Below are 26,964 nucleotides of genomic sequence, written 5' to 3' on the forward strand. Positions count from 1 at the left end.
ATAGGAAGAAGCACAGGGAAGGGAGCCGGCATGTCCTATCTTGACGAACAACTCGACGCGCTGGTTGAGGAGGCCGCCCAGGCGGTCGGTCATCCCAGGCCTTGCGGCTGTGCGCGCTGCCGGCAGCGGCAGCCGTTCCGCGCGGTGGAAGTCAGGAGCCGGCATTTCCCCGGCTGCGGCTGTGGGACCTGCAGCAGCGGTGCATCTTTCGACGAGGCAGCGATGCGGCAGGCCCGGCCGGCAGGCCGCCAGACATCGGCGCGGGCGGCGGGACGGCAACTGCCCGGCTGGCGCGGATGGACGCGGCCGGTCTCACTGGCAGCCATCGACGCGGCGCGCGCTGCCGCACGCCGCGGTGAACCCGTCGATTCGCTAGTGCGGCCCTTCTTGGCGACGGGGCCACAGGTCTACCGCATCACCCGCGCCGGAATCGACCGCGACCGCCCGCTGAGCATTGGCATGACCAAAGCCAACAGCTCGATCGCGCAGCGGATCATCGAGCATTATCGGCAGCCGAGCCGCGCCGATCCCAAGGTCAACGTCGCGATCCGCAACCTGCAGCCGGGTCAGGTTCTGGTCCAGGCCGCCCGCCTGACCCGCCAGGGCATTCATCCGCGGCGGGCGAGAAACTATGAAGGTTGGCTGCAGGACCGGGAGCGGCCGCTGCTCTACGACCCCAACAGCACCACATTCGATGAAACCGGCCTGATCCGCTGAACCAAGGGAGGTCCCGATGCACGGGCAGATCGCATCTCGTTCAAGGTCCGCATGGGCCAATCTCGACGCAATCGTCCTCGAGGAGGTCAGAGCCCTCCGCCCGCCGGCACCGCGCGCTGCCGAGGCAGCGGCGGCCGAGGCAGAGGCACCGTTCAGCTCTGACGAGGAGTTCATGCACCGGGCGACGGCCTACCTTGGCGGCCGCGGCGAGGAGGCGTTTTGGCTGATGGAGCGTCTGCGCAACATGCTCGGCATCGATGAAGCCTCGGAAGCACCTGCAAACCCAACCGATGAAGGCCAAGCCAGCGCGGCCGGGCTCGACGAGGACAAGCCCTCGGGAATCGACCCCCCGGAGGTCGAAAAAGGGCCAGAAAAATGACGCTGTTCGGTGAGGTCCCTTTCGCGCTCGACCGTCTGGCCGATGAAGCGGACTATGCGGTGGTCGGCCCGACCGACGGCCGCACCAGGATCGCGCATACGAACCGGTTCCCGCACAGCGCCGTCTGCCACATCGAACGTGATTTCGGCGACGGCAGGCTGACCGGCTGCACTGCCTTCCTGATTTCGCCAACGCGTCTGCTCACCGCGGCGCATTGTATTACCAGTCCCATCCGGCAGCGCCTTGGTCTTCCCAATCTTGCGGTGCGCATCCGTGTCACGCCGGGCCGCGCGTCCCGCGACGCCCGGCCCTTCGGCTGGCAATGGGCGAAGCAATGGCGCGTCAACCCGCCCTACCGCCGCCGCCCGTCGGCGCTGCACGATGTCGGGCTGATCGATTTGGAGCGGCCGTTTTCGCCGTCGCCCGCCTTCTTCCGGCTGTGGTCGCCTTCTCGCCAGGATATTGAAAGACTTCGCGCTTCACGCTTGCTCCACATTTCCGGCTATCCGGCCGACAAGCCGGACGGCACGCAATGGGAACATTCCGAGCGCCTCGACCGGATCACCGAACGGCAGCTCTTCTACAGCGTCGACACCTGCCCGGGCCATAGCGGCGCGCCTGTCTGGATTCATCGCCAGCTGGGCGGCGCGCCCTTCGTCATCGCGGTTCACACGGCCGGTCCGCGACCCCATTCTGGAGGCGCCTGGGGTTGCCGACCTGGTGTCCCGCTTGCTCCCGCGGGGTTGTTCAACCGTGGCGTCAGGATCACGCCGGACCTTCAGCGCTCCATCCTTTCCGGTTTCGGGCCTGGAAAGTGACGAGCTCGATCTAACTTTTTGGAGTGCTAATATTCGGGGAGGTGATATAGTTCATGGTTAGGGCATCAGTGCAGCATTAAGTAGTGGTCGCGCCGAGGGGTCTCGGCGGTGCGATGATTTTATTGGGGCACCGCGGGGGGTGCGTTGTAGTGACTTTCCCGCCAACCAAGGCGTTCGGCCATGTCCATGCGTGCCGAGAACTTGCGGAAGCTCGCCGATGTTGCTGACGACAATCCTTCGTCTCGGTCTAATGAGGCGAGGGACAGGTCCAGCTTCATCGTCAACGGCCATCCATTGATCGCAATCCGCGATTTGGACAATGACGGCCGCGGCGGCGCGAGTGCAAATGCACATTTCCGGGTGCCTGTAGGCCACATGATGTGTGCCGGGACGCGCTATCTGATCTACGATGCGGACGGTGGGCCCGCCGCTTCTACCGGCCTGCCGGCTTCGCCAGCTGAGACCTTGACGCGGCGCGAACTCCAGATTGCCTTCTTGATCTCGGAAGGCAAGTTGGACAAGGAGATAGCCAGACAACTCGGCATCAGCGGCTACACCGTGCGTGAGCACATAAGGCGGATCTTCGCGAAACTGAATATCGGGCGGCGCTCGGCAATTGCCTCTTGCGTTCTAGCTGGTCGGCCCGAATACCGCCAAGACTATAGGCTATAAGATTCCAACGGTTTCCACTGACGGACGCTAGATTTGGTCCATTTCGATGATCGTCACAATGTTACAAAATTGTAGCATAAGCCATTGAAATCATTTAATTCAATCAGAGTTCAATCCTCTCTCGAAGCACCATCCGGGCCCCTTTCAAATTATTGGATAGTGGCGACTGGTCCTTGCATAGCACCTCGCGAGAGCGCTCACCGAGCTTTTTTCTCAAACTTCGGCTTCTCGGCGGGAGATAGCGCTATAACGTCATGCAGAAGGAGCATTCTGCCATGACGATGATCACCTGCGGGCTTATCCACGCCTTGCCGTTTGAAGCCCGCCGCGGCTGTAACCGAAGGGAAGCCGCATCCTATGTAGGTGTTAGTCCAACCCATTTTGACAAGCTCGTCCGCAAGGGCATCTTTCCAGATCCGTTCGAACTTCTTGGTCGGAAGATTTGGGATGTCCAGACGCTTGATCATGCCATTGATGCCCTGTCGGGCATCGATACGCCGGCGGCACGTTCTCCAGTGAGCGACGAGGATCATCTCGACGGTGAACTGGCGGCGTTCGAGGCGAAGCATTATGGTCACGCTTGAATTGAAGGGCCTACACCGGGTCAACGGCCAAGGGTAAGGTCTATTGGTATGCTCGGCGCGGTGGTCCGCGCCTTGCTGGGATGCCAAGCACACCGGAATTCCTCGCGTCCTACAATGAGGCGATTGCCAGCCGCACGACACCTGACAACAACCGCTTTCGATCGTTGGTCACGCAATCAAGGCGAGCGCCGACTACAAGAAACTCGCCGAGTCGACGCGACGTAACTGGGGTCCTTGGCTCGACCGGATTGCCGGCCATTTCGGGGAGCTGCGCATCGCCCAGTTCGATCGACCGGAAAAGATCAGACCAATAATCCGCCGGTGGCGAGCGGCATATGCGGCGACGCCCAGGTCAGCTGATTACGGCATGCAGGTTCTCTCTCGCGTGCTCTCATACGCGGTCGATCCACTCGGCAAGATTGGCTCGAACCCTTGCGAAGGCGTCAGACAGATCTACAGCGGCTCTCGCTCGGAAATCATCTGGACAGGTAGCGACATCGAGCATCTGAAGAAGACGTGCTCGGCCGAAATTGCCCATGCCGTCGATCTGGCTGCATGCACGGGCCTTCGGGTCGGCGATCTCATCCGCCTATCATGGTCCCACGCCGACGAGGATGCCATAACCATCACCACCGGCAAAAGCAGACACCAGCGCGAAGCCATCATTCCGCTCTATCAGGAACTGCGCGACGCCCTTGGGCGGATACCGAAGCGCTCGCCGGTCGTCCTGACCAGCAGCAAGAAGCGCCCGTGGACTGTCAACGGTTTGGCTAGCTCGTTCTCCGATGCCAAGAAGATCGCATGGCCGAAAGGCGATGACCTGAACTTCCACGATCTTCGGGGCACGGCCGCGACGAAATTTTACACAGCCGGCCTGACCGAGCGCGAGATCGCCGAGATCATGGGCTGGGAAGAGGACCATGTTTCGCGCATCATAAGGCGTTATGTGAGCCGCGGAGCCGCAATCAAGGAGCGCATCCGAAAACTCGATCAGGCCAAAAAGTGAACGCTATGTGTAAAACTACCTGTAAAACTCTCGTTTTCGGGCGGTCTCCAAATCAGGCGCAAACCCATGTGATGAGGCATGGAGCGGGTAGCGGGAATCGAACCCGCGCGTTCAGCTTGGGAAGCTGACAGGCTACCATTACATCATACCCGCGCGAGCCCTCGTTACCATGGTGGCCCTGCATCTAGCAATCGGCGATGCATCGAAAGAGCATCGAAAGACGCGCCGCCTCCCTCGGCTTGATGCTGAGCAATCGAGCGCGTATTTCTGAGATCGCGCGCCCCGAATCGGGGCAGCCGAAACGTGGAGACGGCCCTTGTCCGCACTGACGCGCTTTCTCGGTGACTCACCGCTCCGGGTGCTGATCAAGCTGCTGGTGGTTTCCTTCCTCGTCGGCCTCGTCATGCACGCCTTCGGCTGGAGCCCGATGGACGTGTTCTATGGCATCCGCCAGTTCTTCATCGATCTGTGGAACCTCGGCTTCCATGCCATCGACCGCTTCCTGGGCTATATCCTGCTTGGCGCCGCGATCGTCGTGCCGGCCTTCATCCTGCTCAGGATCGCCAGCTACAGGAAGTAGCCCTGGCGAGAGTCAGGCGTAGCCAGCAGCCGCCTCGAACAGGATGGCGTGGCGCCCGGCAAGCGCCGGCACGTCGGCCGAATAGCCGCCGCCGATGACGCCGCACACCGGAATGCCGGCTGCGCGGAAATGGCTGATAACCGTCTTGTCGCGGACGCGCAGGCCATCATCGGAGAGTGCCAGCCGGCCAAGCCTGTCCTCGGCATGGACATCCACTCCGGCGTTGTAGAAGACGATGTCCCAGCGCCGTCTTGCGGAAAGCTCCGGAAGAATGACGCGGAGCCGGTCGAGATAGGCGGCGTCGCCGGTGCCGTCCGGCAGCGCTATATCGAGATCGGAGGCGATCTTGCGCGCCGGGTAGTTGCGATCGCCATGCATGGAAAAAGTGAAGGCGCGGGTTTCATCCTTGAGGATGTCGGCGGTGCCGTCGCCCTGGTGCACGTCGAGATCGACGACCAGGATGTTTTCGACGGCCTGCTCGGCAAGCAGCACCAGCGAAGCGACGGCAACGTCGTTGAAGGTGCAGAAGCCCGCGCCTTGCGCGCGCCGGGCGTGATGGCTTCCGCCGGCGGCGTTGCAGGCTATACCGTGTTTCAGTGCCAGTCGCGCCGCCAGCACCGTGCCTGCGGTGGCTAGCTGTGCCCTCAGCGACACGCGCCGGCCGACCGGGAAGCCGATCTCGCGTTCGATTTTTTCAGGCACCTCGCATGCGATCACCTGGTCGACATAGCCGGCAGCGTGCGCAAGCTTCAGCCATGCCGCCGGCGCCGGTTCGGGCATCGAGAGCGCTTCCGCGACGGCGAGTCCACGGCACCGCAAGGCCTCCATCAAAAGCGGATATTTACTCATCGGAAAGCGATGGTTGACAGCGAAGCCGGCGTCGTAGTCGGGGTGATGGACGATCTGCAAAGGCATGAAGTGGCCTGCGCCAGTCTTTCTGCACCAGTCTTTCTGCGCCAGTCTGGGAATTCGGTTGGCCGCCACGGGTTGGCGATTGCGCGGCAGCGGCAAACTGGGGCACATCGGCGGTTCGATCAAGCTGCAAGGCAGCAATCCATTGGATGCGACCCAGGCCAACGCCAGGTACTTCATCGTCAGCAATCGCTCGGTGCTCACGATCGCCGTGCCGATGATGCTTGCCTATTTGACGACGCCGCTGCTCGGCATCGTCGACACCGCGGTGGTCGGGCAGTTCGGCGACGCGGCCCTGCTCGGCGGCCTGGCCGCCGGAGCGCTGGTATTCGACGTCGTCTTCACCACCTTCAACTTCCTGCGCTCCGGCACCACCGGCCTCGTCGCCCAGGCTTTCGGGCGCGGCGATCCATTGGAAGAACAAGCTGTTTTCTGGCGGGCCATGCTGATCGCGGTCGTCGCCGGCGTCGTGCTTGCAGCCCTTGCGCCGCTCTTTGCCGTGGCCGGCCAGTGGTTCATGGGCGCCGAGCCGCGCGTCAGCGCGGCGATGTCGGTCTATATCCGCATCAGGCTTCTTGCCGCGCCCTTCTCGCTGGTCAACTACGCCATACTGGGCTACGCGCTGGGCCGCGGCGAGGGCGGGCTCGGGCTGATGCTGCAGGTCGTGCTCAACGGCATCAACATCGCGCTCTGCTTCCTGCTCGGCCTCGAGCTCGGCTGGGGTGTTGCCGGCGTTGCCTGGGCGACCGTCACCGGCGAGTTCCTGGCGATGCTGCTTGGCCTTGCCATCGTGCTCAGGCGGTTCCGCAGGCTGGAGTGGCCATCGCGCCGGCGTATCCTCGACCTGCCGGCCTACCGGCGCATGCTGTCGCTCAACCGCGACATCATGATCCGCTCCTTCTCGCTGCTTGCCGCCTTCGCGCTGTTCACCAGGCAGGGCGCGCAGTTCGGCACGGTGACGCTCGCCGCCAACGCCGTGCTGATGAACTTCTTCCTCATTGCCGGCTATTTCCTCGACGGCTTTGCCACCGCTGCCGAGCAACTGGCAGGCCGCGCCATCGGCGCGCATGCGGCAACACCGTTCCGGCAGGCCGTGCGGCTGACGCTGATCTGGGGTTTCGGCCTCGCCGGCGTGGCGACCCTGGTGCTGCTCACGGCCGGCTCCGATCTGGTGGCGCTGGTGACGACCTCGGCCGATGTCCGCGCGGCAGCCGACACCTATCTGCCCTGGGCGGCTTTCACGGCGCTGAGCGGCGTGCTCGCCTTCCAGATGGACGGCGTCTTCATCGGCGCCACCTGGTCGCGCGACATGCGCAACATGATGCTGGTGTCGTTCCTCGCGTTCAGCGCCGCGCTCATCACGCTGGCGCCGGCCTTCGGCAACAACGGCCTGTGGGCCGCGCTGCACGTCTTTTTGCTGGTGCGGGGGTTGAGCCTGCTCGCGGTGCTGCGCCTCAGGGTGAGGACGGCCTTTTAGCATCGACCGTGGTCGTGGCGCGCAGGGGGTGACGGCGTTGCTTCTCAGCTCCAGAGGTCGGTCGACAGGTACTTCAGCCCGGAGTCGCAAATGACCACGGCTATCGTCTTGCCCGATTGATCGCCGTTCAGAAGGCGCAACGCGGCGGCCACATTCGCTCCGGAGGAGAAACCGCCGAAGATGCCTTCGCTGCGCGCGAGCAAGCGCGTGACCTGACGTGCCTCATCGCCGGAAACCTGAAGATAGCCATCGATCGGCACATTGTTTAGGAACGCCAGGTCCGGCATTGTATAGCCACCGCCTTGAATGGGATGTTCGGATTGGGTGATCGGCTCTCCCGCGGCGGCGGCGGCGCCCTTGGGTTCGACGATGAAGCACTTGATCAGGGGATTGCGTTCCTTGAGCGCCCTCGCTACCCCCGCATATGTTCCGCCCGAGCCGATGAAGTCGACGAATGCGTCGACGGCGCCATGGCTGGCGTCCCAGATTTCCGGCCCGGTCCCGCGATAGTGCGCAAGCCAGTTCCCGTCGCGATGGAACTGATCGGCGCGATACGCGCCTCTTTCCGCCGCCACCGCCTTGGCGGTCTGCTCGACGAGCGCCAAATCGCCGCCCGATACCTGCCCAGGCACCGACCCTGGCAGTTGGTCCACGAGAATCACTTCCGCGCCGAGCGCCGTCATCATTCGCGCGCGCTCTTCGGAGTTGCCCTTCGACATCACTGCGACGAATGGGTAGCCCCTGACCGCACAGATGATAGCGAGGCCGGTGCCCATGTTTCCGGAGGTGAGCTCGACCACCGTTTGCCCCGGTTTTATGGCACCGGATCTTTCGGCTTCCTCGATTATTCCAAGCGCCGCACGATCCTTCTTCGAAAAACCCGGATTGAGATATTCCAGCTTGGCGAGGATCCTGCCCCTGACGCCCGCTTGCGCCGTCAGCCTGTCGAGCCGGACCAATGGAGTTCCACCGATCGAGTCGACGACGGAGTTCAGAACCTCGGCCATTGCCTGCCTTCCCGGTTTCGCAGGAGTCATCAGAGTCGTTTGGACCAGTTTGCGCAACCGGTATCGCGCAACTCTCCGATGGACTTTAGCCGTTCCCGATCCACGAAGCGCGCTATGCCGGTAACGATGCGGCCGGGCAACGCCGGACCGGCATAGATCATGCCGGTATAGAGCTGGACGAGATCGGCGCCGGCGCGGATCTTCTCCAGCGCCGTCTCGGTGGAATCGACGCCGCCGACACCGATGATCGCCATCTTCGCACCGAGGAGCTTGCGCATCTTCGCCAGCACCGCGGTCGAACGCTCAAAAAGCGGCTTGCCCGACAGCCCGCCGGTTTCGCCCGCGAGGCTTGCGCTGCGCAACCCAGCGCGCGCGAGCGTCGTGTTGGAGACGATGACGCCGTCGATCTTTTTCTCGATCACCTCGGCGGCGATGTCTTCCAGTTCAGCTTCGACGAGGTCCGGCGCGATCTTGAGGAAGACGGGCGGCCGCGCCAAAGCGTTCTCGCGCGCCGCCATCACACGCGACAAGAGCTCGCCGAGCTGCTCGCGCGCCTGCATGTTGCGCAGGCCGGGCGTGTTGGGCGAGGAGATGTTGACGGTGAGATAGCTGGCGTAAGGCGCGAAGCGGGCGACGCCGCGCTCGTAGTCGCCAACGCGGTCGGCGCTGTCCTTGTTGGCGCCGATGTTGACGCCGACGATTCCATCGCGTCCCTTGCGCGCGGCAAGCCGCTTTTCGGCGGCGTCATGGCCTTCATTGTTGAAGCCGAGCCGATTGATCACAGCCTCGTCCGCCGTCAGCCGAAAGATGCGCGGCTTGGGGTTGCCCGGCTGCGGCAGCGGTGTGATCGTGCCGACTTCGGCGAAGCCGAAGCCGAGCTTGAGCAATGCATCCGGCACCTCGGCATTCTTGTCGTAGCCAGCCGCCATGCCGAGCGGGTTGGGGAAATCGAGCCCGCAAAGGCTGACCCTGAGCCGCGCGTCGCGCGGGGGAGGCGAGGCGACCGGCAGGCCGCATCTCAGCGCCGCGATCGATAGACCGTGCGCTGCTTCCGGATCGAGGGAGAAAAGCAGCTTCCGGCCGATCCGGTCGAGCACGCTCATTCGCCCTCCAGCATGGGGAATTGATGCCGGCCATCGCCGCCGAGCGGCAGTGGCCTTGCCCAGAGGACGGCATCGAGGTCAAGCGGGGCGTAGAGATGCGGGAACAAGGCGCCGCCGCGCGACACCTCGTATTTCAGCGCCTCACCCAGCTGCGCTCCGTCGACAGCGATCAGAAGCAGGTCCGTCTGGCCGGTGAAATGCCTGGCCGCAGTCTCGCGCACCTGCGCGGCGGTGGAGAAATGGATGAAGCCGTCGGCAATGTCGATCGGCGCTCCCGTGAAGCGGCCGCTCCGTTCCGCTTCGCGCCACATGGCTTCAGGCGCGATCTTGTAGATAATCTGAGACATTGTCGCGCTATAGTCCGAACGAACCATGGGGGAAAGGGTGCTTCAGAACTCTTCCCCATTTCAGGCGCAAACCTGTGATATTCTTGGCTCAACGGCTCATGGAGGATAAACAACATGCGTCTGCAACACATCCTGATCCCGGCGGCGCTTTGCTCGCTGGTCGCCGCATCGGCCTATTCCGAGGAGACCGATCGCTACCGGCTGGAGAAGTCGGCCAACGGCTATGTCCGCATGGACACCCAGACAGGCGCCATGTCGATTTGCGAGGAACGCTCCGGCCAACTCGTCTGCAAGATGGCGGCCGACGAGCGCGCCGCCTTCCAGGAAGAGATCGACCGGCTGCAGAGCTCGGTGAGGGCGCTGGACGAGCGCGTCGCCAAGCTCGAGAGTTCGCCCTCCGCCCGGCTGGAGTCTCAACTGCCGAGCGAGGAGGATTTCAACAAGACGCTAAGCTATATGGAGCGCTTCTTCCGCAGCTTCATGGACATCGTCAAGGATATGGACAGGGAAAACGGCGACGGTGGCGCGAAGCCCGCTCCGCAAAAGACCTGAATCGCTCTGGAGAAACTCTTTTCCAGCTCTTTGCTGCTTGAAAACGGAGCGCGCCGCCGCATAATCGTTCCGATCCCGCAAGAAACACATAATCAGCGATGGGGTCTTGGGAGGAATATTTGCCGTCGGGCCACACCTTCGTCATTGCCGACGACCATCCGCTTTTTCGTGGTGCGCTGAAGGAGGCGCTTGCCGGCATAGGCGACGTCGCCGCCATCCACGAGGCCGGCGATTTCGAAAGCGCCAAGGCGCTGGTCGTGGCCAATGAAGACATCGACATGGTGCTGCTCGACCTCTCGATGCCGGGCGCCAGCGGCCTATCCGGGCTGATCTCGCTGCGCGGCATCCATTCCTCGGTGCCGCTGGTGGTTGTGTCGGCGCATGATGATCCCGTCACCATCCGCCGCGCGCTCGATCTCGGCGCGTCCGGCTTCATCTCCAAATCGGCAAGCATGGACGAGATCCGCGCCGCCGTGCAGGCCGTGCTTGCCGGCGATATCGCCGCGCCGGCCGGCATCGAGCTCGGCGTCGAGCGCGACCCTGAGATCTCAGACCTGATCAAGCGGCTGCAGGCGCTGACGCCGCAGCAGACGCGGGTGCTCGGCATGCTGGCCGAGGGGCTGCTCAACAAGCAGATCGCCTATGAGCTCGGCGTCTCCGAGGCCACCATCAAGGCGCATGTTTCCGCCATCCTGCAGAAGCTCGGCGTCGACAGCCGCACCCAGGCGGTCATCCAACTCTCCAAGATCGGCGGCGACCCGTTGCAGCCGGTGAGCTGATCGCTTGTATCCAAGTCTTGTTCAGCCGAGCCGCATCGACAGCTCGACGTCGTCGCCGAACGGGGTCGACATGTAGCCGCCAGCCGGCGAGCGCACCCGCTCCAGGTATTCGGGAGAGAAGTCGGCATTGTCGGCGATGACCAGCGCTCCGGGCCTGAGCCGGCTCTCGACCAGGCTGATGATTTCCGGGTAGAGCGCCTTGGCGCCGTCGAGCAGCAGAAGGTCTATTCGGTCCGGCAGGTCCCTGCTCAGCGTCTCCAGCGCGTCGCCCTCGCGGACCTCGACCAGATCGATGAGGCCACCTTCCGTTAGATTGGCCTTGGCTCGCATCACCTTCGACGGCTCGAACTCCGTGGTGATCAGACGGCCGCCGCCATTGTCGCGCAGAGCTGCGGCGAGATAGAGCGTCGAGATGCCGAACGAAGTGCCGAACTCGACGATGATGCGTGCGCCGGTGCTGCGCGCCAGCATGTAGAGCAGCGTGCCGGCTTGCGGCGAAACCGCGAGCCACAGATCCTTCAGGCTGCCGTAGAAATCGAGGTATTCGGTCTTGCTGCCGAGCAGGCGCGCCCGTTCCTCGCGCGAATACTGGGCCATCGCCGGGCTGGTCGCAGCATTGGCTTCCTCGAGCAAGCGGGCGAGCAGGGGCGCAAGCGGGGTTCCGGTCAGGGTCGTCATGCTGGGCTCCGATCGAGTGCGTTCTTGTGTTGCCTCGAAAAATACGAATAATCCTTCAGGTTTCCAATTCGCATTCCCGAGCGCTGCCATGGTCCAACGCCCAAGCCCTTCAATTTCCACCCGAAAACAGCCCAAACAGGCGCGCGCGACGGAGCTCGTGGCGGCGATTCTTCAGGCGGCTGCTCAGGTTTTGGCGAGCGAGGGCGCGCAGCGTTTCACCACCACGCGCGTGGCCGAGAAGGCTGGCGTCAGCGTCGGCTCGCTCTATCAATACTTCCCCAACAAGGCGGCGCTCCTGTTCCGGCTGCAGAGCGACGAATGGCGGCAGACGACCGAGCTTTTGTGCGGCATTCTCCAGGATGTCGAAAAGCCGGCGCTCGAACGGATACGCACGCTGGTGCATGCCTTCATCCGCTCCGAATGCGAGGAGGCCGCCGTGCGCGGCGCGCTGAACGACGCGGCACCCCTCTATCGGGACGCGCCCGAGGCGCGGGAGGCAAGGGCCATGGCAAATCGCACTGTCGAGGACTTCATGCTCGAGGCGTTGCCGGAGGCATCGGAAGCCGCTCGCGCCATGGCTGGCGAGCTCATCCTGACGACGCTCAGCGCCGTCGGGCAGGATTTCTCTGCGAGCCCGCGAACATCGGCCGAGATAGACGCCTATGCCGCCGCGCTCGCCGATATGTTCTGCGCCTACCTCACGTGCCTTGGGCACGCAGGACGAGGGGAGTTGCAATGACCAGCCCAGGGTTTGACGTCACTCCGCCGCCGGCGCCAGCGCCCTGACCCTTGTCATCATCGAGCGCAGCACGGCCGGTTTCAGCGGCTTGTTGACCACCGGAACATCGAGCTGACCTGCAGCGGCGCGCACCTCGCTGGAACGGTCGGCGGTGACCAATACGCAAGGCAGGTCCTGGCCGTAGGCGGCGCGCAGCCTGTCGATCGCGTCAAGCCCGGTGCCGCCGTCGAGATGATAGTCGGCAAGCACGACATCAGGCCTCAGCGCGCCCGGCCGCAACAAATCGCCCGACCCCGAAGCGGTCTCCACGCCGCAGCCCCAGCCTTCGAGCAGCAGCCGCATGCCGTCGAGTATGCGCGCGTCATTGTCGATGCACAGCACGTTGAGCCCGGCAAGTGAGGACGCCGCGTGCGGCGGCGTCTTGCCGACCTCGCGCGGCGGCGCCGCGACCACCGCGACCGGCAGGATGACGGAAAAGCGCGTGCCCTTGCCCGGGTTGGAGTAGATGCGGATTTCGAGCCTCAGCACCCGGGCGATACGGTCGACGATGGAGAGGCCGAGGCCGAGGCCCTCGGCCTCGCGCGCCCCTTCGTCCAGGCGCGTGAACTCGTGGAAGACGGTGTTCAGCTTGTCGCCGGCAATGCCGATACCGGTGTCGATTACCTGGATTTCCGCCAACACTCCGCGCCGCCTGACACCCACCAGGATCCGGCCCTCGCGCGTGTATTTGATGGCATTGGAAACAAGGTTCTGGATCAACCGGCGAAGCAAGTTGCGGTCGGTCATGACGCCGAGCGAGGACGGCATGATTTTCAGCCCGAGCTTCTTTTCGGCGGCAAGCGGGCGGAAGTCGTTGCCGATCTGGCCAAGCAGCCCGCCGAGGCTGAAGGCGGTGTCCTCGGGCTTCATCGCGCCGGCGTCGAGCCGCGAGATGTCGAGCACCGCGCCGAGGATGGTCTCGACCGATTCCAGCGAGGATTCGATGTTGATCGCTGCCTTGCCGGCCCGCCCCTTGCCGGCCTTCTCGATCAGCGACGAGCAATAGAGCCGGGCGGCATTCAGCGGCTGCAGGATGTCGTGGCCGGCGGCGGCGAGGAAGCGAGTCTTGCTAAGGTTGGCTTCCTCGGCCAGCATTTGCGCCTGCGCCAGCTCCTCATTGACGCGGGTAAGCTCGGCGGTGCGGCTCCTGACCCGCTGCTCCAGCGATTCGTTGGCCCGCTTCAGCGCCAGGTCCTGCTCGACGCGGCCGGAAATGTCGGCATAGGTGGCGACGATGCCGCCGTCCGGCATCGGGTTGGAGCGCAGCTCCAGGATGCGGCCGCTGGTCTTCAGCTCCATCTGCCATGGGCTGACGAAGCTGGTCAGCCGGTTGAGCATCGTCACCCGCTGGTCGGCGGGGATATCGCCGCGCTCGGCAAGATGCCGCAGGATCTGGTCGAGCGAGACGCCGACCTGGCCCATCTCGTCCGGCAGGTCGAACAGCGCCCGGTATTGCCGGTTCCAGCAGATCAGCTGGAAATCCCGGTCGAAGACGGTGATGCCCTGCTCCATCTGGTCGAGGGCGATCTGCAAGAGATCGCGGTTGTGCTGCAGCGCCTCGGTGGCGTCGTCGAGCAGCCGGAAAGCATCCTTGGAGTCGCGGTCGTTACGGCGGAACAGCAACGACAGGATCAGCCGCGCCGAGGACGAGCCGACGGCGCTCGCCAGCAACTGCTCCGAGAAGCGGATGACGTCCATGCTGGCTTGTTCCTTGCCGTGCAGGGAGACGTTCGCGTTCTTCTCGAAGGACTGGAAGGAGCGCTCGGTGCGCTCGACGCCGAGATAGCGGGAGATCGTGTCCTTGAGGTCGTTGACGGTGACCGCGGTGCGGAAGCGGCGCAGGCTCGGCATCGGACCCGCCTCGCGCGGCACGAAGATCGCCGCCTGGATGCGTTCCAGCGGTACGGACGCGCGCGACAGCGATCCCAGCACGAAGAACAGCGTGTTGACTGACAGGCTCCACAGCACGCCGTGGTTCAGCGGCTCGCCGACGGTGCCGAACAGCGCCTGCGGCCTGAGCGCCTCGAAGCCGAACAGACCATGGACGACAATGTCGGTATCGGAAGCCACCAGCGAAGGCAGGAGCAGCGTATAGCCCCACATCAGAATGCCGGCGACCATGCCGAGCGCGGCGCCCCGGCCGTTGGCGCGGCGCCATATCAGCCCGCCGATCAGCGCCGGAGCGAATTGCGCGATCGCGGCAAACGACATCAGCCCGATCGAGGACAGCCGCGCGCTGTTTGTGCTCTCGCGGTAGTAGAGGAAGGCGATGAACAGCATGATGAAGATCGACGCCCTCCGCACGTTGAGGATCAGTGTCGACCAGTCCTCATTGTCGGAAGAGGGAGTCTTGAGCAGACGGCGCACGAACAGCGGGATGATGAGGTCGTTGGAGATCATGATCGACAGCGCCACGCTCTCGACGATGACCATCGCGGTCGCCGCCGACAGGCCGCCGACGAAGGCGATCATCGCCAGCACGTCATGACCGCTGAATAGCGGCAGCGACAGGACGTAGAGGTCGCTGCTGGTCCTGGCGCCGACCAGCGACAGGCCGGCAAAGGCGATCGGCAGCACGAACAGGTTGATCGCCACGAGATAGAGCGGGAACACCCAGGTGGCGGTGCGCAGCTCCGCCTCGCTGCGGTTCTCCACGATGGTGACGTAGAACTGGCGTGGCAGCATCAGGATGGCAAAGCCGCTCAAGCTTGTCAGCACCAGCCATGTGGCCAAGGAGGTGCTGTAACCCATGGCCTGGCGCACCTGGTTGTTTGCGGCGAGCGTCGCCAGCATGTCGCCGGGGCCGCCGAAGATGAGAAAAGTCACCATCAGGCCGATGGCGAGGAAAGCGGCAAGTTTGACCACGGTTTCGACCGCCACCGCCAGCACCAGCCCGTCCTGGTGCTCGGTGGCGTCGGCGTGGCGGGTGCCGAACAGCACCGCAAACAGCGCCAGCAGCATCGCCACCACCAGCGAGATGTCGCTCACAAAAGGATCAAAAGAAGGCGGCGAGCCGGTATAGTGCTCGATCATCAGGCTGACCGAGCCGGAGATCGCCTTCAGCTGCAGCGCGATATAGGGCACGGCGCCGATCGTCGCGATCAGCGTTGCGATCGCCGCGACGGCAAAACTCTTGCCGTAGCGAGCGCCGAGGAAGTCGGCGATCGAGGTGATCTTCTCGCTCTTTGCGAGCCGGACGATACGGTTGAGCAGCGGGAAGCCGAACACGAAGACCAGCACCGGGCCGGTATAGATGCCGAGGAATTCGAGGCCCCGCTCGGAGGAGAGCCCGACCGAGCCGAAGAAGGTCCAGGAGGTGCAGTAGATGGCGAGGCTGAGCGCGTAGATGAAGGGTCGCGCCCGGCCGAGCCCGGCTGCCACCGAGCGCCGGTCGCCGACGCTCGCTATGGCGAAAAGCAGCGTCACATAGGCGATCGCGATGATGACGACGAACCAGCCTTGCACGGCTCGCACTTCCTCCCTGACCGGTCCTCACCTGGCCATCAAGACGCAACCACAGCTTGGAGCCTGAGTCCATCGCGGCTTTCGGCGCATATGTGGTTGATAGCGCAGGATAACCACAAACCGGTTCCTTCGCCCTTTTTCCGATTTTGCAACTGGGGGGTTTTGTTAAGGTTGGTTTGGGTCGGCGCCGGAGAGCCGGGCGGCAGCGCGGCCTGTCATGGCAAGGAGGGTCGAATGCTGAAAGAATTCCAGGAATTCATTTCCAAGGGCAATGTGATGGACTTGGCCGTCGGCGTCATCATCGGCGCCGCCTTTGGCAAGATCGTCGATTCGCTGGTCAACGACATCATCATGCCGATCGTCGGTGCGATCTTCGGCGGGCTGGACTTCAACAATTATTTCTTTGGACTGTCCTCGAACGTCCACTCAGCCACGCTGGCCGATGCCAAGAAAGAGGGCGCGGTCTTTGCCTATGGCAGTTTCATCACCGTGGTGCTGAACTTCCTGATCCTTGCCTTCATCATCTTCCTCATGGTCAAGGCCGTGAACAATCTGCGCAGGCGGCTGGAGCGTGAGAAGCCCGCTGTCGCCGCCGCGCCGCCCGCGGATGTGCAGCTTCTGACCGAAATCCGCGACCTGCTCGCCAAGAAGTAATCTCAAGACGAAGACGCTGGACCAAAACCCCGGCCGTTCGCGGCCGGGGTTTTCTGTTTGCGGCTTTCGTAAAAGGCGTTAGCAGTCGTGGAAAACCGGACGGATTCTTGCATGACCCTGATCCAGACCTTACGCACTGAGGCCCGCGCCGCGCCCGAAAGCGGCATTGTCGCCGTCGTCAAACATGGCCGCCTGCGCGAAGGCCTTATCCCGCTCTGGGCCGGCGAGGGCGACCTGCCGACGCCTTCCTTCATCAGCGATGCCGCCGCTCGCGGGCTCGCCAATGGGGAGACCTTCTACACCTGGCAGAAGGGCATTCCTGACCTCAGGCAGGCGCTCGCCCGCTATTACGCCAGGCATTTCGGCAAGCGCTTCGCCGAGGAAGAGTTCATCGTCACCGCTTCCGGCATGCACGCCATCCAATTGGCCATCGACGCCATCGCCGGCAGCGGCGACGAGGTGATCTATCTCTCGCCGGCCTGGCCGAATTTCGCCGCTGCCGCCGGTATTGCGGGCGCTGTTCCCGTGCCGGTCACGCTCGACCAGTCCGGCAATGGCTGGTCATGCGATGTCGACAAGATCGCGTCGGCGGTCACGGCTCGGACGAAGGCGCTGTTCATCAACACGCCGTCGAACCCGACCGGCTGGACCGCCGTCGCGGAGACCCTCAAAGCGATCCTCGATCTTGCCCGCGCGAAGAAGCTTTGGATCATAGCCGACGAAATCTATGCGCTGTTCCACTATGGCCATGGCCGCGCGCCGTCTTTCCTCGACATCGCCACCGACGATGACCGCATCCTGTTCGTCAACAGCTTCTCCAAGAACTGGGCGATGACCGGCTGGCGCGTCGGCTGGATCAAGACCCATCCCGCCTTGCAGCAGGTGTTCGAGAACCTGATCCAGTATTCGACCTCGGGCGTCGCCCAGTTCATGCAGCGCGGCGCGGTTGCCGCCCTCGACGAGGGCGACGGTTTCATCGTCGAGCAGGTGGAGCGCGCGCGAGCGGCACGCGATCTGGTCTGTGGCATCCTTGGCGAGACAGGCAAGGCGCGCTTCACCGTACCGCAGGGCGCGTTCTACCTGTTCTTCACCGTCGACGGCATCACCGATTCCCGCACCGCCGCCTTCGACATCGTCGACAACGCCAATGTCGGCCTGGCGCCCGGCACGGCCTTCGGCCCCGGCGGCGAGCACTTTCTCAGATTATGCTTCCACCGCCGCCTCGATCAGCTCGAGGAAGCGGCGCATCGCCTGGCGAAATGGATGAAGACAGTGTGAGACAGGCGGCTTCAGCCGCCTGACTTCGGCACCAGCAGCGGAATGATCCGGTCGCTCTTGGCGACGGCGGGGCGGCCGGATGCGGCATAGGGAATGCCGAGCGCGTCCCAGGTCTCGACCAGCGCGTCCTGCAGCTCGGCGATCAATGCGTCCGAGTGGAACGGCGTCGGCGTGATGCGCAGCCGCTCGGTGCCGCGCGGCACCGTCGGATAGTTGATCGGCTGGATGTAGATGCCGTGCACGCCGAGCAGCCGGTCGCTCGCCATCTTGCAGAGCTCGGGATCGCCGACCAACACCGGAACGATATGGGTGGCCGATTCCATCACCGGCAGGTCGGCGGCGGCAAGCACCTCTTTCGTGCGCGCTGCCTGGCGCTGCTGCGCGTCGCGCTCGGCCTGCGAGCGCTTCAGATGCCGGATCGAGGTGGTGGCGGCCGCGGCGATCGCCGGCGGCAGCGCGGTGGTGAAGATGAAGCCCGGCGCATAGGAGCGCACCGCGTCGATCACGGCGCTCGTGCCGGTGATGTAGCCGCCAAGAGTGCCGAAGGCCTTGGCTAGAGTTCCCTCGATGACGTCGATGCGGTCGGCCAGGCCCTCGCGCTCGGTGATGCCGCCACCGCGCGCACCGTACATGCCCACCGCATGGACTTCGTCGATATAGGTCATGGCGTTGTAGCGCTCGGCGAGCTCGACGATCTGCTTGATCGGCGCGATGTCGCCGTCCATCGAGTAGACGCTTTCGAAGACGATCAGCTTGGCGCGTTCGCGGCCGGCGGCCTGCAGCAGGCTTTCCAGATGCGCGACGTCGTTGTGCCGGAAGATCTTCTTCTCGGCCCCGGAGCGGCGCACGCCCTCGATCATCGAGGCGTGGTTCAGCTCGTCCGAGATGATCAGGCAGTTGGGCAGAAGCCTGGCGATGGTCGAGATCGAGGCCTCGTTGGAGACGAAGCCGGAGGTGAAGACGAGCGCTGCTTCCTTGTCGTGCAGGTCGGCGAGTTCATGCTCGAGCTCGACCAGCGGATTGGACGTGCCGGAGATGTTGCGGGTGCCGCCGGCGCCCGAGCCCATCTTGCCGGCCACGTTCTGGAAGGCGGCGATGACGTCCGGGTTCTGGCCCATGCCGAGATAGTCGTTGGAGCACCAGACGGTAATTTCCTGGGCGCGGCCGTTGGAGCGCCAGATGGCGCGCGGAAACTTGCCTACGATGCGCTCGAGGTCGGCGAAAACACGGTAGCGCCGCTCGGCATGGAGCTGGTCGATCGCGTCTTCGAAGAACCGCTGGTAGTTCATGTCGGCTTCCCAATTTTGCGCCGGGATCATAGTCACAGCCCTATGCCGCGTCCACCGCGCCACACCGGTCAAAATGCCACGCCCCAAGCCTGTTTCTAACGAGCACGGTTCGTGGCCTATTCCCTTGATGTGGATCAATTTTGTTTCAGTACGATGCCTCTGGCGGGAGGAACTGTTACGGACTTAACACTCAAGGAGTTGCTATTGGGGGGATGATAACGGGCTTGCGGCGGGGTTTCCAGTACGGCGGCTGTTAAGACAGTTTCCGATAAATCTTGATCAGCGAGGTAGATGATGACGGTTTTGGTGACGGGCGGTGCCGGCTATATCGGCAGCCACATGGTCTGGGAGCTTCTCGACGCCGGCGAAAGCGTCGTCGTCCTCGACCGGCTTTCCACCGGCTTCGAATGGGCAGTGGCGCCCGAGGCGAAGCTAGTCGTCGGCGACGTCGCCGACCGCGATCTGGTCGGCCGGATCATCCGGGAAAACCAGGTCGACGCCATCATTCACTTCGCCGGCTCGATCGTGGTGCCGGAATCGGTCGCCGATCCGCTCGGCTACTACGAGAACAACACCTGCAAGACCCGCACGCTGATCGAAACGGCGGTGCGCGAGGGCGTGCCGCATTTCATCTTCTCTTCCACCGCTGCCGTCTATGGCGGCGCCGGGCTGGAGCCGGTGCGCGAGGACGCGCGGCTGGCGCCGGAATCGCCCTACGGCCTCTCCAAGCTGATGAGCGAATGGATGCTGCGCGACGCGGGCCTCGCGCACGATATCCGCTACACGGCGCTGCGCTATTTCAACGTTGCCGGCGCCGATCCAAGGGGCCGCACCGGCCAGTCGACGCCCGGCGCCACGCATCTGATCAAGGTCGCCTGCGAGACCGCGCTCGGCAAGCGGCCCTTCATGCAGGTCTTCGGCAAGGACTATCCGACGCCGGACGGCACCTGCATCCGCGACTACATCCATGTCAGCGACCTGGCAGCTGCGCACCGGCTGGCGCTGCAGCGGCTGCGCGAGGGCGGAGAGAGCCTCGTCGCCAATTGCGGCTACAGCCACGGCTATTCGGTGCTCGAAGTCATCGAGAGCGTGCGCCGCGCCTTCGGTCATGATTTCGACGTCCGCATGGGCGACCGCCGGCCGGGCGACGCCGCCGCCGTGGTCGCCAATTCCGACCTTGCCCGCAAGGAATTCGGCTGGACGCCGCAGCGCGACGACCTCGACCAGATCGTCAAGGACGCGCTGGCCTGGGAGCGCATCCTGACCGGCAAGAACTCGGCTCGGAGCTGAAGCAGCGAGCTGTTGGGCCAAGGGCTCGTCCGGCGTGTCGGGACACGCTATTGAGGGTCTGAAGGCGGCGCGCGGAGGCGCATCGCCCGGTTCGATCCTTGAGGGGCGGCATGAAAGTTGTGGTGCTAGGAGCCGGCGTCGTTGGCACGGCGGCTGCCTACTATCTGGCTAAAGACGGCCATGAGGTGACGGTTATCGAGCGCCACGAAGCGGCGGCACGCGGTACCAGCCAGTCGAATGCCGGCCTGGTCTCGCCGGGCGACGCCACCGCCTGGGCCTCGCCGGCGGCGCTGAAGACCTTCCTGCGCGGGCTCTGGAACCACGATCTCGGCATCAAGGTCAGGCTGCGTCTCGATCCGTATTTTTATGCCTGGAGCCTGCGCTTCCTGCGCGAATGCACGGTCGCGCGGCTGTGCGCCAACACCGACATCAAGCTGAGACTCGCGCTCTATTCACGCGATTGCATCAATGCGCTCTCGGACGCGACAGGCATCCATTACGATGAGCGCAAACGAGGCATCCTCTACTTCTTCCGCTCGCAGAAGAGTTTTGACACCGGCACCGACAATTACCGCTACCTCGCCGACCATGGCCTGCCGATCGAGATCGTCGGCCGCGACCGGCTGGCCGAGCTGGAGCCGGGGCTCGCCGGCGTCAAGGACAAGATAACCGGCGGCGTCTATTCGCCAATCGACCAGACCGGCGATTCCAAGCAGTTCACAGACAGGCTCGCCGCCTATGCCGCCGAGAAGCTCGGCGTCAAATTCCTGTTCGGCACGACGGTCGAGGGCCTCGACATCGAGGGCGACCAGGTGCGAGCGGTGATGACCTCGGCCGGCCCGATTGCAGGCGACGCGGTCGTCATCTCCATGGGGCCGGAAAGCGGGCTGCTCGGCCGCCGCTACGGGATCGACCTGCCGGTCTACCCGGTGAAGGGCTACACCGCGACCATTCCGCTGGAGGACGAGAGCAAGGGGCCGACCATGGGCGGCGCCGACGAGGACCGGCTGATCGGCTATTCGAGACTTGGCAGCCGTCTGCGTATGTCGTCGACGGCCGAGTTCACCGGTTTCGACCGTACGTTCAAGCCGCGCGATTTCAAAAGCATCCTGGAAACCGGCAAGGATCTGTTCCCGGGCGCCTTCGACGAGAAGAAAGCCGTGCTGTGGGCAGGCTTGCGGCCGATGATGCCGAACTCGGTGCCGCTGATCGGCCAGGCGAAATACCGCAATCTCTACCTCGACACCGGCCACGGCCATGTCGGCTGGACCATGGCCTGTGGCTCCGGCAAATTCCTGGCCGACATCGTCGGCGGCCGCAAGCCGGAGATCGATCCGCAGGGGCTGCTCTACGGGACTGCGGGCTAAGGTGTCTTTAATTGCCGACCTGTCAAGCAGAGCGCTGCCAAGCCCTTGCATAATCGCGCCAGGCCGGATCCGCGGGCGGTTCGGTCCGCTCGCCTTTGCCCATCGCCTTAACACCATCCGACGCCAGCAATGCCGCGCCGATGCTGGTGCCGGTAGAGGTCTCGGACGTGATCACCGGCCGTCTTGTCGCGGCCGCAAGCATGCGGATGAACAGCCGGTTCTGCGCGAAGGGTCCTTCGACGGTCGTCGGCCCGTCGCTGCCGATCAGGTCGAGGCAGGTCGCGGTCATCAGCGCCAGATAGAACGAGATGGTAACGAAGCGCTGGCCGGGGCTCAAATCCTCGGCATTGCTCCACTGTGCGGCGCGATGCGGGAAAGGTCCGGAACCCTGCTGGGTGGCAGGCAGGAGCAGCGCTTTGCGCGCCAACACAGCGGCGACATCGTCCTCGCTCCACTCCTGCGGTTGACCCTCGGTGAGCAATGAGAACTCGCGCCCGCCCATGAACCGCGCCGACGGCAGGGGATCGCCGAGCGCGTTGACATTGACCAGCGTGTCGCGTGCGGGATCGAGTTTGACCTTCCGGCCGCCGACGGCCATCGATACCACCCAGGTGCCAGTCGAAACGACGGAGAAGGGCGGCCGATCGGACAACAGATGCGGCAACAGCGACGCGTTGGAATCGTGCAGCCCGCAGAGTACGGGAGTCTCGGGGTCGAGGCCAGTTCGTTGCGCGATCGCCGGCAGGATCGGCCCTAGCCGATCTTTCGCCGCCCGCACCGGCGCCATCAAATGGCGCCAGCCCATCGCGTCGACCAGCGACGAATAGTCGACCTTCCAAGGATTCCAGAGATCGGTATGGCAGCCGAGCGATGTCACCTCGTTGGCAGCCACGCCGGCAAGCCGCAGAGCCCAATACTGCGCATACATCAGGATCCCCGCCGTCTTCGCGAATTCGTCCGGAAAACGCTTCTGCTGCCAGAAAAGTTGTGCACCGATATTGAGGCCGGCCGGCAGGCGCGGAGTGCCTGTCTCGGCGAAGGGCGGGCGAACGGCGTCATAGTCCCCAAACAGCTCGTCGACGCCAGCGAATTCATAGTCGAGAACCGGCAGCGCAAGCCCGCCCTCGGCATCGAGCAGCACCGCCGTCGCGCCATGGGTGGTGATCGAGACGGCATCGATGTGCTGCTCGCGGTTCAGGCCCGCGAGGCTATCCAAGATGAAGGCCCACAGGCGCTCGACATCGTGATGCGGGTAGGGACCGTCGGTGGCGACGGCGTTGGCCGTGCGGCGCAGCGCCACTTCTTGCATGGTGGCGAGATCGACCAGCGCCACCTTGGCATTGGTCTTGCCGATATCGATGACGGCGACGTGGCGGATCATGCCATATGGAACATGGTTTCCAGCGGCGCCGCCACCGGCTCGTTGTCAGCCCTGGTCTCCATGAGATCGGCCATATGCGCCCACCAGCGCTGCATCACCGGGTGCTTCGGCAGATCGGCCATGCCATGGCCATCGCTGCGCCACAGCACGCCGAACAGGATGTCGGTTTCCTCGTCGAGGTGGATCGAATAGTCGGAAATGCCGGCCTCTCTCAGCAGCGCCACCAGCGACGGCCAGATCTCGTCGTGCCGCCGCTTGTACTCGGCCTTCATGCCGGGATTGAGCTTCATCTTGAAGGCGTATTTCTCCATCAGGCGAAGCGTCCTTCGCGCAGCCGCCGCCAGACGATGGGCAGCGCAATCACGATGATCAGCAGCAGGCCGATGAAGATCGACATGACGATGCCCGGTACGTTGAGCAGGCCGAGGCCGAAGGTCACCAGCCCCATGATGAAGGCGGCCAGCACGACGCCCAGGATGCTGCCGGCGCCGCCGAGGATCGAGACGCCGCCCAGCACCACCATGGTGATGGCTTCGAGCTCGTAGCCCTGCGCGATCGACGGCCTGGTCGAGCCGAGCCGCGAGGTAATCAGCACCGAGGCGATGCCCGACATCAGTCCGGTCAGGCAGAACAGGATGAACTTGATGCGGTCGACCCGCACGCCGGAGAACTGGCAGGCGACGGGGTTGCTGCCGATGGCAAAGACCCGGCGACCGAAGCTCGTGCGGTGGAGCACGAACCAGTAGATCAGCGCCGCGACGAGGAACAGCGCCAGCTCGAACGAGAAAACCCACCAGACATAACCCTGGCCGAAGAAAGCAAAGCTCTCCGGATAGCCCTTGTAGGCCTGGTCGCCGAGGATGATGAAGGCGATGCCTCTGAACAGGCTCATCGTGCCGATGGTGACGACGATCGAAGGCAGGCCGAGCCTGGTGACGAGGAGCCCGTTGAAGGCGCCGCAGCCGAGCCCGACCACGATGCCGATCAGCACCAGCACCGGCGCGCCGGCGCCGGCCTGCACCGCCATGCCCATCATCGTCGAGGCGAGCGCCACGATCGCGGCGACCGAAAGGTCGATCTCGCCGGAGATGATCAAGAGCGCCATCGCAAGCGCGATAAGGCCCTTTTCGGTGAAGTTGAAGGTCAGGTCCGACAGCGACCACGGGTCGAGGAAATAGGGCGAGGCGAAGCTGTTGATCGCGAAGATGGCGACCGCGATGACGACGAGCAGCGCCTCCCAGGAGAAGATCGCCGAGGAAAGCGGCTTGTCGAGCCGGTCGGGGATGTGGCGCGGGGCAGGGGTGTCGGTCATGCCGCTTCCGCCTTTCTGAGGATGATGCGGCCCTGCCGGCGTTCGCCGCGTGCGTTCAACACCACGGCCAGGATGATGGCGCTGCCCGAGATCGCCATCTGCCAGAAGGGCGAGATGTTGATGACTGGCAGCGCGTTGGAGATGATGCCGAGGAAGAGCGCGCCGAGCACCGCGCCGCCGACCGAGCCGATGCCGCCGGCGATCGAGATGCCACCGATGACGCAGGCGGCGATGATGTTGAGCTCATAGCCGTTGGCGACCTCGACCGAGGCGATCACATAGCGCGAGATCCAGAGATAGCCGGCGAGCCCGCCGATCATGCCGGAGATGCAAAAGACGATGAACTTGGTGCGGCCGACATCGATGCCGGCATAAACCGAGGCGGTCGGGTTGACGCCGATGGCATGGATCGAGCGGCCGATCTGCGTGCGCGTCATCACCACGAAGAACAGCGCGATCACCGCGATCGCGATCCACGACAGCACCGGCAGGCCGAGGAAGGCCGCGCGCTGGAAATTGATGAAGTCGGAACTCATCTGATCGGCGTTGACCCACGCGCCGCCGGAGACGACGAAGGTCGCGCCGCGATAGATGGTGAGCGTGCCGAGCGTCACCACGATTGACGGGATGTTCAGCCGCCACACCAGCAAGCCATTGATGGCACCGAGCACCAGCCCGACGAGCAGCGCAATGACGATCAACGCCGGGATCGGGATCGCTGGATGGGCGGCGTTCAACATCGCCACCACCATGCCGGTGAAGCAGAGATTGGACGCCATAGACAGATCGATCGAGCGCGTCAGGATCACCACCATCTGGCCAAGCGCCAGGATCATCAGGATCGAGGTGTCGTTGAACACCTGGCGCAGATTGGCCGGGTTGGCGAAGCCCGGGAATCGCGTGGAGATCAGCCCGATCAGCAGGACGATGCCGGCAAGGAGCCAGATCTCACGGTATTTAAAAAAGTTCTTCATGCCACGATCCCCGCGGCTGTTCTCACCAGCGTCTCGGCGTCGAGCCCCTTGTTGTCGTACGTGGCCGCGATGCGGCCCTCGCGCATGACCACGACGCGGTCCGACATGCCGAGGATTTCGGGCAGTTCCGACGACACCATGATCACCGACAGGCCTTGCGCCACCAACTCGGCCATGAAGCCGTGCACGGCCGCCTTGGAGCCGATGTCGATGCCCTTGGTCGGCTCGTCGAGGATGATCACCTTGGGCGCTGTCGCCAGCCATTTGGCGATGACCACCTTCTGCTGGTTGCCGCCCGAAAGCGTACCGACATCCTGGCTGAGCGATGAGGCGCGCAGATCAAGCCGCTCGGTGTAGGAGCGGGCGAGCGAGAACTCTTCCGCCAGCCTCAGCACGCCGGATTTCGAGGTGCGCCGCAGCGAAGGCAGCGAGACGTTCTGGAAGATCGGCAGGCCGATAACGACGCCCTGCTTGCCGCGCTCTTCCGGCACGTAGACGATGCCGGCCTCGATGGAGTCCGCCGCCGATTTCGGCGCGATCGCCTGGCCTTCCAGCGAAATGGTGCCCCGGCTGGTGCGCGTGATGCCGGCGATCGCCTGCATCACTTCGCTGCGTCCGGCGCCGACAAGGCCGTAGAAGCCGAGGATCTCGCCCTTGCGCAATTCGAAGCCGATGTCGTCGAATTCGGTCGGATGCGAAAGGCCTGCGACCGACAGCACCGGCGCGCCGATCTTCGGCTCGCGCTGCGGGAAGATGTGGTCGACGTTGCGGCCGACCATCATGCGCACGATCTGGCCCTGGCTGGCGTCCTTGAGCAGGCCTTCGCCGACCATCTCGCCGTCGCGGAACACGGTATAGCGGTCGGCGATGCGATAGATCTCGTCGAACTTGTGGCTGATGAAGAGCACGGCCTTGCCCTCGCTCTTCAGGAATTCGATCAAGAGGAAAAGCTCCTCGATCTCCTTCATCGACAGCGCGGCGGTCGGCTCGTCCATGATGACGATGCGCGCGTCGATCGACATGGCGCGCGCCACGGCTACCAGATGCTTGTTGGCGATGCCAAGGTCCTTCAGCCGCGTGTCGGCGTCGATGTGGCCAGCGCGCATCGTCTCCAGCACCTCGCGCGCATTTTTGCGCATGGTGCGCCAGTCGATGATGCCGAAGCGGGTGCGGGGCGCGTGGCCAAGAAAGATGTTTTCGGCGACCGAAAGGTCGTCGAACAGCACGGTTTCCTGATGGATGGCGGTGATGCCGTGGCCGAAGGCGGCATGGGCGCTGGGCAGCGCCGTGGCCTGGCCGTCGATGCTGATTTCGCCGGCGTCGGGCTGGTAGATCCCGGTCATGATCTTGACCAACGTCGACTTGCCGGCGCCGTTCTCGCCGATCAGCGCCGTGACCTGACCCGGATAGAGCGACAGGCTGACATTGTGCAGCGCGCGCACGCCCGGAAAGCTCTTGGAGATGCCGGAGAGCGTCAGGCGCGGAGCGGATGGCTGGGACAGGCCTGAAGGCTCTGGCCGTTCCGTCTCCATTTTATGTTGGGCTGTCGTGTCCATATCCGTATC

Annotated in this window: 26 protein-coding genes, 1 tRNA gene and 1 pseudogene; 15 read left to right on the forward strand and 13 right to left on the reverse strand. The window is 64.1% G+C overall.

Features of this window, described 5'->3' with window-relative positions; all coding sequences use genetic code 11:
- The first annotated feature begins 30 nt into the window (after positions 1-30).
- The 6 genes and pseudogenes from EH240_RS03935 (at position 31) to EH240_RS39815 (ending at position 4,176) form a co-directional block, all read left to right on the forward strand.
- The gene (locus EH240_RS03935) at positions 31-717 is read left to right on the forward strand and encodes a hypothetical protein (RefSeq protein WP_124996110.1); all 687 of its coding nucleotides are present in this window, start codon (positions 31-33) and stop codon (positions 715-717) included.
- 16 nt (positions 718-733) lie between these two features.
- Positions 734-1,096 carry a hypothetical protein gene (locus EH240_RS03940; protein WP_124996111.1) on the forward strand — a complete coding sequence of 121 codons (363 nt, stop codon included), beginning with the start codon at positions 734-736 and terminating at the stop codon, positions 1,094-1,096.
- Positions 1,093-1,914 (forward strand): trypsin-like serine peptidase, encoded by an 822-nt coding sequence (locus tag EH240_RS03945; RefSeq protein WP_124996112.1) that lies wholly within the window; start codon positions 1,093-1,095, stop codon positions 1,912-1,914. The genes EH240_RS03940 and EH240_RS03945 overlap by 4 nt, the downstream gene beginning before the upstream one ends.
- A gap of 180 nt (positions 1,915-2,094) precedes the next feature.
- Positions 2,095-2,586: a helix-turn-helix transcriptional regulator gene (locus EH240_RS03950; RefSeq protein WP_124996113.1), complete on the forward strand. Its 492-nt coding sequence runs from the start codon at positions 2,095-2,097 to the stop codon at positions 2,584-2,586.
- Positions 2,587-2,861: 275 nt separating this feature from the next.
- Complete coding sequence (locus EH240_RS03955) at positions 2,862-3,170, forward strand: helix-turn-helix transcriptional regulator (protein ID WP_206075218.1); 309 nt, start codon at positions 2,862-2,864, stop codon at positions 3,168-3,170.
- Positions 3,157-4,176 (forward strand): annotated as a pseudogene (locus EH240_RS39815) (tyrosine-type recombinase/integrase). Before EH240_RS03955 ends, EH240_RS39815 begins: the two are co-directional and overlap by 14 nt.
- A gap of 79 nt (positions 4,177-4,255) precedes the next feature.
- On the opposite strand, the gene EH240_RS03965 reads toward EH240_RS39815, so the two are convergent.
- Positions 4,256-4,329, reverse strand: a tRNA-Gly gene (locus tag EH240_RS03965).
- A 163-nt stretch (positions 4,330-4,492) separates the two neighbouring features.
- Between EH240_RS03965 and EH240_RS03970 the strand changes: the two genes are divergently transcribed.
- Positions 4,493-4,756 carry a DUF6460 domain-containing protein gene (locus tag EH240_RS03970; RefSeq protein ID WP_124996114.1) on the forward strand — a complete coding sequence of 88 codons (264 nt, stop codon included), beginning with the start codon at positions 4,493-4,495 and terminating at the stop codon, positions 4,754-4,756.
- Positions 4,757-4,768: 12 nt separating this feature from the next.
- Here EH240_RS03970 and EH240_RS03975 read toward each other — a convergent pair whose 3' ends face one another.
- Positions 4,769-5,671, reverse strand: a complete 903-nt coding sequence (locus EH240_RS03975) for a histone deacetylase family protein (RefSeq protein ID WP_124996115.1) — start codon at positions 5,669-5,671, stop codon at positions 4,769-4,771.
- Between the two features lie 214 nt (positions 5,672-5,885).
- On the opposite strand from EH240_RS03975, the gene EH240_RS03980 reads away from it, so the two are divergent.
- Positions 5,886-7,145 carry an MATE family efflux transporter gene (locus EH240_RS03980; protein ID WP_425374764.1) on the forward strand — a complete coding sequence of 420 codons (1,260 nt, stop codon included), beginning with the start codon at positions 5,886-5,888 and terminating at the stop codon, positions 7,143-7,145.
- A gap of 44 nt (positions 7,146-7,189) precedes the next feature.
- Here the strand turns inward: EH240_RS03980 and EH240_RS03985 are convergent, their stop codons facing one another.
- The 3 genes from EH240_RS03985 to EH240_RS03995 are packed head-to-tail and all read right to left on the reverse strand — an operon-like array spanning position 7,190 to position 9,602.
- Positions 7,190-8,182: a PLP-dependent cysteine synthase family protein gene (locus EH240_RS03985; RefSeq protein ID WP_342634068.1), complete on the reverse strand. Its 993-nt coding sequence runs from the start codon at positions 8,180-8,182 to the stop codon at positions 7,190-7,192.
- Positions 8,182-9,255 carry a quinone-dependent dihydroorotate dehydrogenase gene (locus EH240_RS03990; RefSeq protein ID WP_124996118.1) on the reverse strand — a complete coding sequence of 358 codons (1,074 nt, stop codon included), beginning with the start codon at positions 9,253-9,255 and terminating at the stop codon, positions 8,182-8,184. The genes EH240_RS03985 and EH240_RS03990 overlap by 1 nt, the downstream gene beginning before the upstream one ends.
- The gene (locus EH240_RS03995) at positions 9,252-9,602 is read right to left on the reverse strand and encodes a DUF952 domain-containing protein (RefSeq protein ID WP_124996119.1); all 351 of its coding nucleotides are present in this window, start codon (positions 9,600-9,602) and stop codon (positions 9,252-9,254) included. The genes EH240_RS03990 and EH240_RS03995 overlap by 4 nt, the downstream gene beginning before the upstream one ends.
- A 114-nt stretch (positions 9,603-9,716) precedes the next feature.
- On the opposite strand from EH240_RS03995, the gene EH240_RS04000 reads away from it, so the two are divergent.
- Together EH240_RS04000 and EH240_RS04005 are read left to right on the forward strand one after the other, a co-directional pair.
- Entirely contained in the window at positions 9,717-10,154 is a 438-nt protein-coding gene (locus tag EH240_RS04000) for a hypothetical protein (protein WP_124996120.1), read from the forward strand.
- Between the two features lie 119 nt (positions 10,155-10,273).
- Positions 10,274-10,933, forward strand: coding sequence for a response regulator transcription factor (locus EH240_RS04005; protein WP_124996121.1), 660 nt, complete (start codon positions 10,274-10,276; stop codon positions 10,931-10,933).
- Positions 10,934-10,954: 21 nt separating this feature from the next.
- On the opposite strand, the gene EH240_RS04010 is transcribed toward EH240_RS04005, so the two are convergent.
- Complete coding sequence (locus EH240_RS04010) at positions 10,955-11,611, reverse strand: O-methyltransferase (protein ID WP_124996122.1); 657 nt, start codon at positions 11,609-11,611, stop codon at positions 10,955-10,957.
- A gap of 88 nt (positions 11,612-11,699) precedes the next feature.
- On the opposite strand from EH240_RS04010, the gene EH240_RS04015 reads away from it, so the two are divergent.
- Positions 11,700-12,350: a TetR/AcrR family transcriptional regulator gene (locus EH240_RS04015; protein ID WP_124996123.1), complete on the forward strand. Its 651-nt coding sequence runs from the start codon at positions 11,700-11,702 to the stop codon at positions 12,348-12,350.
- Positions 12,351-12,368: 18 nt separating this feature from the next.
- Here EH240_RS04015 and EH240_RS04020 read toward each other — a convergent pair whose 3' ends face one another.
- Positions 12,369-15,854, reverse strand: coding sequence for a PAS domain-containing hybrid sensor histidine kinase/response regulator (locus tag EH240_RS04020; RefSeq protein ID WP_124996124.1), 3,486 nt, complete (start codon positions 15,852-15,854; stop codon positions 12,369-12,371).
- A 234-nt stretch (positions 15,855-16,088) separates the two neighbouring features.
- On the opposite strand from EH240_RS04020, the gene mscL reads away from it, so the two are divergent.
- Positions 16,089-16,508 (forward strand): large conductance mechanosensitive channel protein MscL, encoded by a 420-nt coding sequence (mscL, locus tag EH240_RS04025; protein WP_124996125.1) that lies wholly within the window; start codon positions 16,089-16,091, stop codon positions 16,506-16,508.
- Positions 16,509-16,619: 111 nt separating this feature from the next.
- The gene (locus tag EH240_RS04030) at positions 16,620-17,786 is read left to right on the forward strand and encodes a pyridoxal phosphate-dependent aminotransferase (RefSeq protein ID WP_124996126.1); all 1,167 of its coding nucleotides are present in this window, start codon (positions 16,620-16,622) and stop codon (positions 17,784-17,786) included.
- 11 nt (positions 17,787-17,797) lie between these two features.
- Here EH240_RS04030 and hemA read toward each other — a convergent pair whose 3' ends face one another.
- On the reverse strand, positions 17,798-19,075 hold the full coding sequence (hemA, locus tag EH240_RS04035) for a 5-aminolevulinate synthase (RefSeq protein ID WP_124996127.1): 1,278 nt from the start codon (positions 19,073-19,075) through the stop codon (positions 17,798-17,800).
- 294 nt (positions 19,076-19,369) lie between these two features.
- On the opposite strand from hemA, the gene galE reads away from it, so the two are divergent.
- Both galE and EH240_RS04045 read left to right on the forward strand, forming a co-directional pair.
- A complete protein-coding gene (gene galE, locus EH240_RS04040) occupies positions 19,370-20,365 on the forward strand; it encodes a UDP-glucose 4-epimerase GalE (RefSeq protein ID WP_124996210.1) in 996 nt (331 codons plus the stop codon).
- 110 nt (positions 20,366-20,475) lie between these two features.
- A complete protein-coding gene (locus EH240_RS04045) occupies positions 20,476-21,732 on the forward strand; it encodes a D-amino acid dehydrogenase (RefSeq protein ID WP_124996128.1) in 1,257 nt (418 codons plus the stop codon).
- A 22-nt stretch (positions 21,733-21,754) separates the two neighbouring features.
- Here EH240_RS04045 and EH240_RS04050 read toward each other — a convergent pair whose 3' ends face one another.
- From EH240_RS04050 to EH240_RS04070, 5 genes are read right to left on the reverse strand one after another with little or no spacing between them, the layout of a single operon-like run.
- The gene (locus EH240_RS04050) at positions 21,755-23,113 is read right to left on the reverse strand and encodes an FGGY-family carbohydrate kinase (protein ID WP_124996129.1); all 1,359 of its coding nucleotides are present in this window, start codon (positions 23,111-23,113) and stop codon (positions 21,755-21,757) included.
- Complete coding sequence (gene rhaM, locus EH240_RS04055; protein ID WP_206075219.1) at positions 23,110-23,424, reverse strand: L-rhamnose mutarotase; 315 nt, start codon at positions 23,422-23,424, stop codon at positions 23,110-23,112. The genes EH240_RS04050 and rhaM overlap by 4 nt, the downstream gene beginning before the upstream one ends.
- Entirely contained in the window at positions 23,424-24,425 is a 1,002-nt protein-coding gene (locus EH240_RS04060; protein WP_124996130.1) for an ABC transporter permease, read from the reverse strand. Before EH240_RS04060 ends, rhaM begins: the two co-directional genes overlap by 1 nt.
- The gene (locus EH240_RS04065; RefSeq protein WP_124996131.1) at positions 24,422-25,399 is read right to left on the reverse strand and encodes an ABC transporter permease; all 978 of its coding nucleotides are present in this window, start codon (positions 25,397-25,399) and stop codon (positions 24,422-24,424) included. The genes EH240_RS04060 and EH240_RS04065 overlap by 4 nt, the downstream gene beginning before the upstream one ends.
- The gene (locus tag EH240_RS04070; RefSeq protein ID WP_124996132.1) at positions 25,396-26,955 is read right to left on the reverse strand and encodes a sugar ABC transporter ATP-binding protein; all 1,560 of its coding nucleotides are present in this window, start codon (positions 26,953-26,955) and stop codon (positions 25,396-25,398) included. Before EH240_RS04070 ends, EH240_RS04065 begins: the two co-directional genes overlap by 4 nt.
- Between the last annotated feature and the right edge of the window lie 9 nt (positions 26,956-26,964).

It is taken from the genome of Mesorhizobium tamadayense (assembly GCF_003863365.1).
Taxonomy (GTDB): domain Bacteria; phylum Pseudomonadota; class Alphaproteobacteria; order Rhizobiales; family Rhizobiaceae; genus Mesorhizobium; species Mesorhizobium tamadayense.

Bases quoted from the DNA above. Each gene is read 5' to 3' on its own strand.
- EH240_RS03935 (WP_124996110.1), top strand. From the start codon at position 31: ATGTCCTATCTTGACGAACAACTCGACGCGCTGGTTGAGGAGGCCGCC.
- EH240_RS03940 (WP_124996111.1), top strand. From the start codon at position 734: ATGCACGGGCAGATCGCATCTCGTTCAAGGTCCGCATGGGCCAATCTC.
- EH240_RS03945 (WP_124996112.1), top strand. From the start codon at position 1,093: ATGACGCTGTTCGGTGAGGTCCCTTTCGCGCTCGACCGTCTGGCCGAT.
- EH240_RS03950 (WP_124996113.1), top strand. From the start codon at position 2,095: ATGTCCATGCGTGCCGAGAACTTGCGGAAGCTCGCCGATGTTGCTGAC.
- EH240_RS03955 (WP_206075218.1), top strand. From the start codon at position 2,862: ATGACGATGATCACCTGCGGGCTTATCCACGCCTTGCCGTTTGAAGCC.
- EH240_RS03975 (WP_124996115.1), bottom strand. From the start codon at position 5,671: ATGCCTTTGCAGATCGTCCATCACCCCGACTACGACGCCGGCTTCGCT.
- EH240_RS03980 (WP_425374764.1), top strand. From the start codon at position 5,886: ATGATGCTTGCCTATTTGACGACGCCGCTGCTCGGCATCGTCGACACC.
- EH240_RS03985 (WP_342634068.1), bottom strand. From the start codon at position 8,182: ATGACTCCTGCGAAACCGGGAAGGCAGGCAATGGCCGAGGTTCTGAAC.
- EH240_RS03990 (WP_124996118.1), bottom strand. From the start codon at position 9,255: ATGAGCGTGCTCGACCGGATCGGCCGGAAGCTGCTTTTCTCCCTCGAT.
- EH240_RS03995 (WP_124996119.1), bottom strand. From the start codon at position 9,602: ATGTCTCAGATTATCTACAAGATCGCGCCTGAAGCCATGTGGCGCGAA.
- EH240_RS04000 (WP_124996120.1), top strand. From the start codon at position 9,717: ATGCGTCTGCAACACATCCTGATCCCGGCGGCGCTTTGCTCGCTGGTC.
- EH240_RS04010 (WP_124996122.1), bottom strand. From the start codon at position 11,611: ATGACGACCCTGACCGGAACCCCGCTTGCGCCCCTGCTCGCCCGCTTG.
- EH240_RS04015 (WP_124996123.1), top strand. From the start codon at position 11,700: ATGGTCCAACGCCCAAGCCCTTCAATTTCCACCCGAAAACAGCCCAAA.
- mscL (WP_124996125.1), top strand. From the start codon at position 16,089: ATGCTGAAAGAATTCCAGGAATTCATTTCCAAGGGCAATGTGATGGAC.
- EH240_RS04030 (WP_124996126.1), top strand. From the start codon at position 16,620: ATGACCCTGATCCAGACCTTACGCACTGAGGCCCGCGCCGCGCCCGAA.
- hemA (WP_124996127.1), bottom strand. From the start codon at position 19,075: ATGAACTACCAGCGGTTCTTCGAAGACGCGATCGACCAGCTCCATGCC.
- galE (WP_124996210.1), top strand. From the start codon at position 19,370: ATGACGGTTTTGGTGACGGGCGGTGCCGGCTATATCGGCAGCCACATG.
- EH240_RS04045 (WP_124996128.1), top strand. From the start codon at position 20,476: ATGAAAGTTGTGGTGCTAGGAGCCGGCGTCGTTGGCACGGCGGCTGCC.
- EH240_RS04050 (WP_124996129.1), bottom strand. From the start codon at position 23,113: ATGATCCGCCACGTCGCCGTCATCGATATCGGCAAGACCAATGCCAAG.
- rhaM (WP_206075219.1), bottom strand. From the start codon at position 23,424: ATGGAGAAATACGCCTTCAAGATGAAGCTCAATCCCGGCATGAAGGCC.
- EH240_RS04060 (WP_124996130.1), bottom strand. From the start codon at position 24,425: ATGACCGACACCCCTGCCCCGCGCCACATCCCCGACCGGCTCGACAAG.
- EH240_RS04065 (WP_124996131.1), bottom strand. From the start codon at position 25,399: ATGAAGAACTTTTTTAAATACCGTGAGATCTGGCTCCTTGCCGGCATC.
- EH240_RS04070 (WP_124996132.1), bottom strand. From the start codon at position 26,955: ATGGACACGACAGCCCAACATAAAATGGAGACGGAACGGCCAGAGCCT.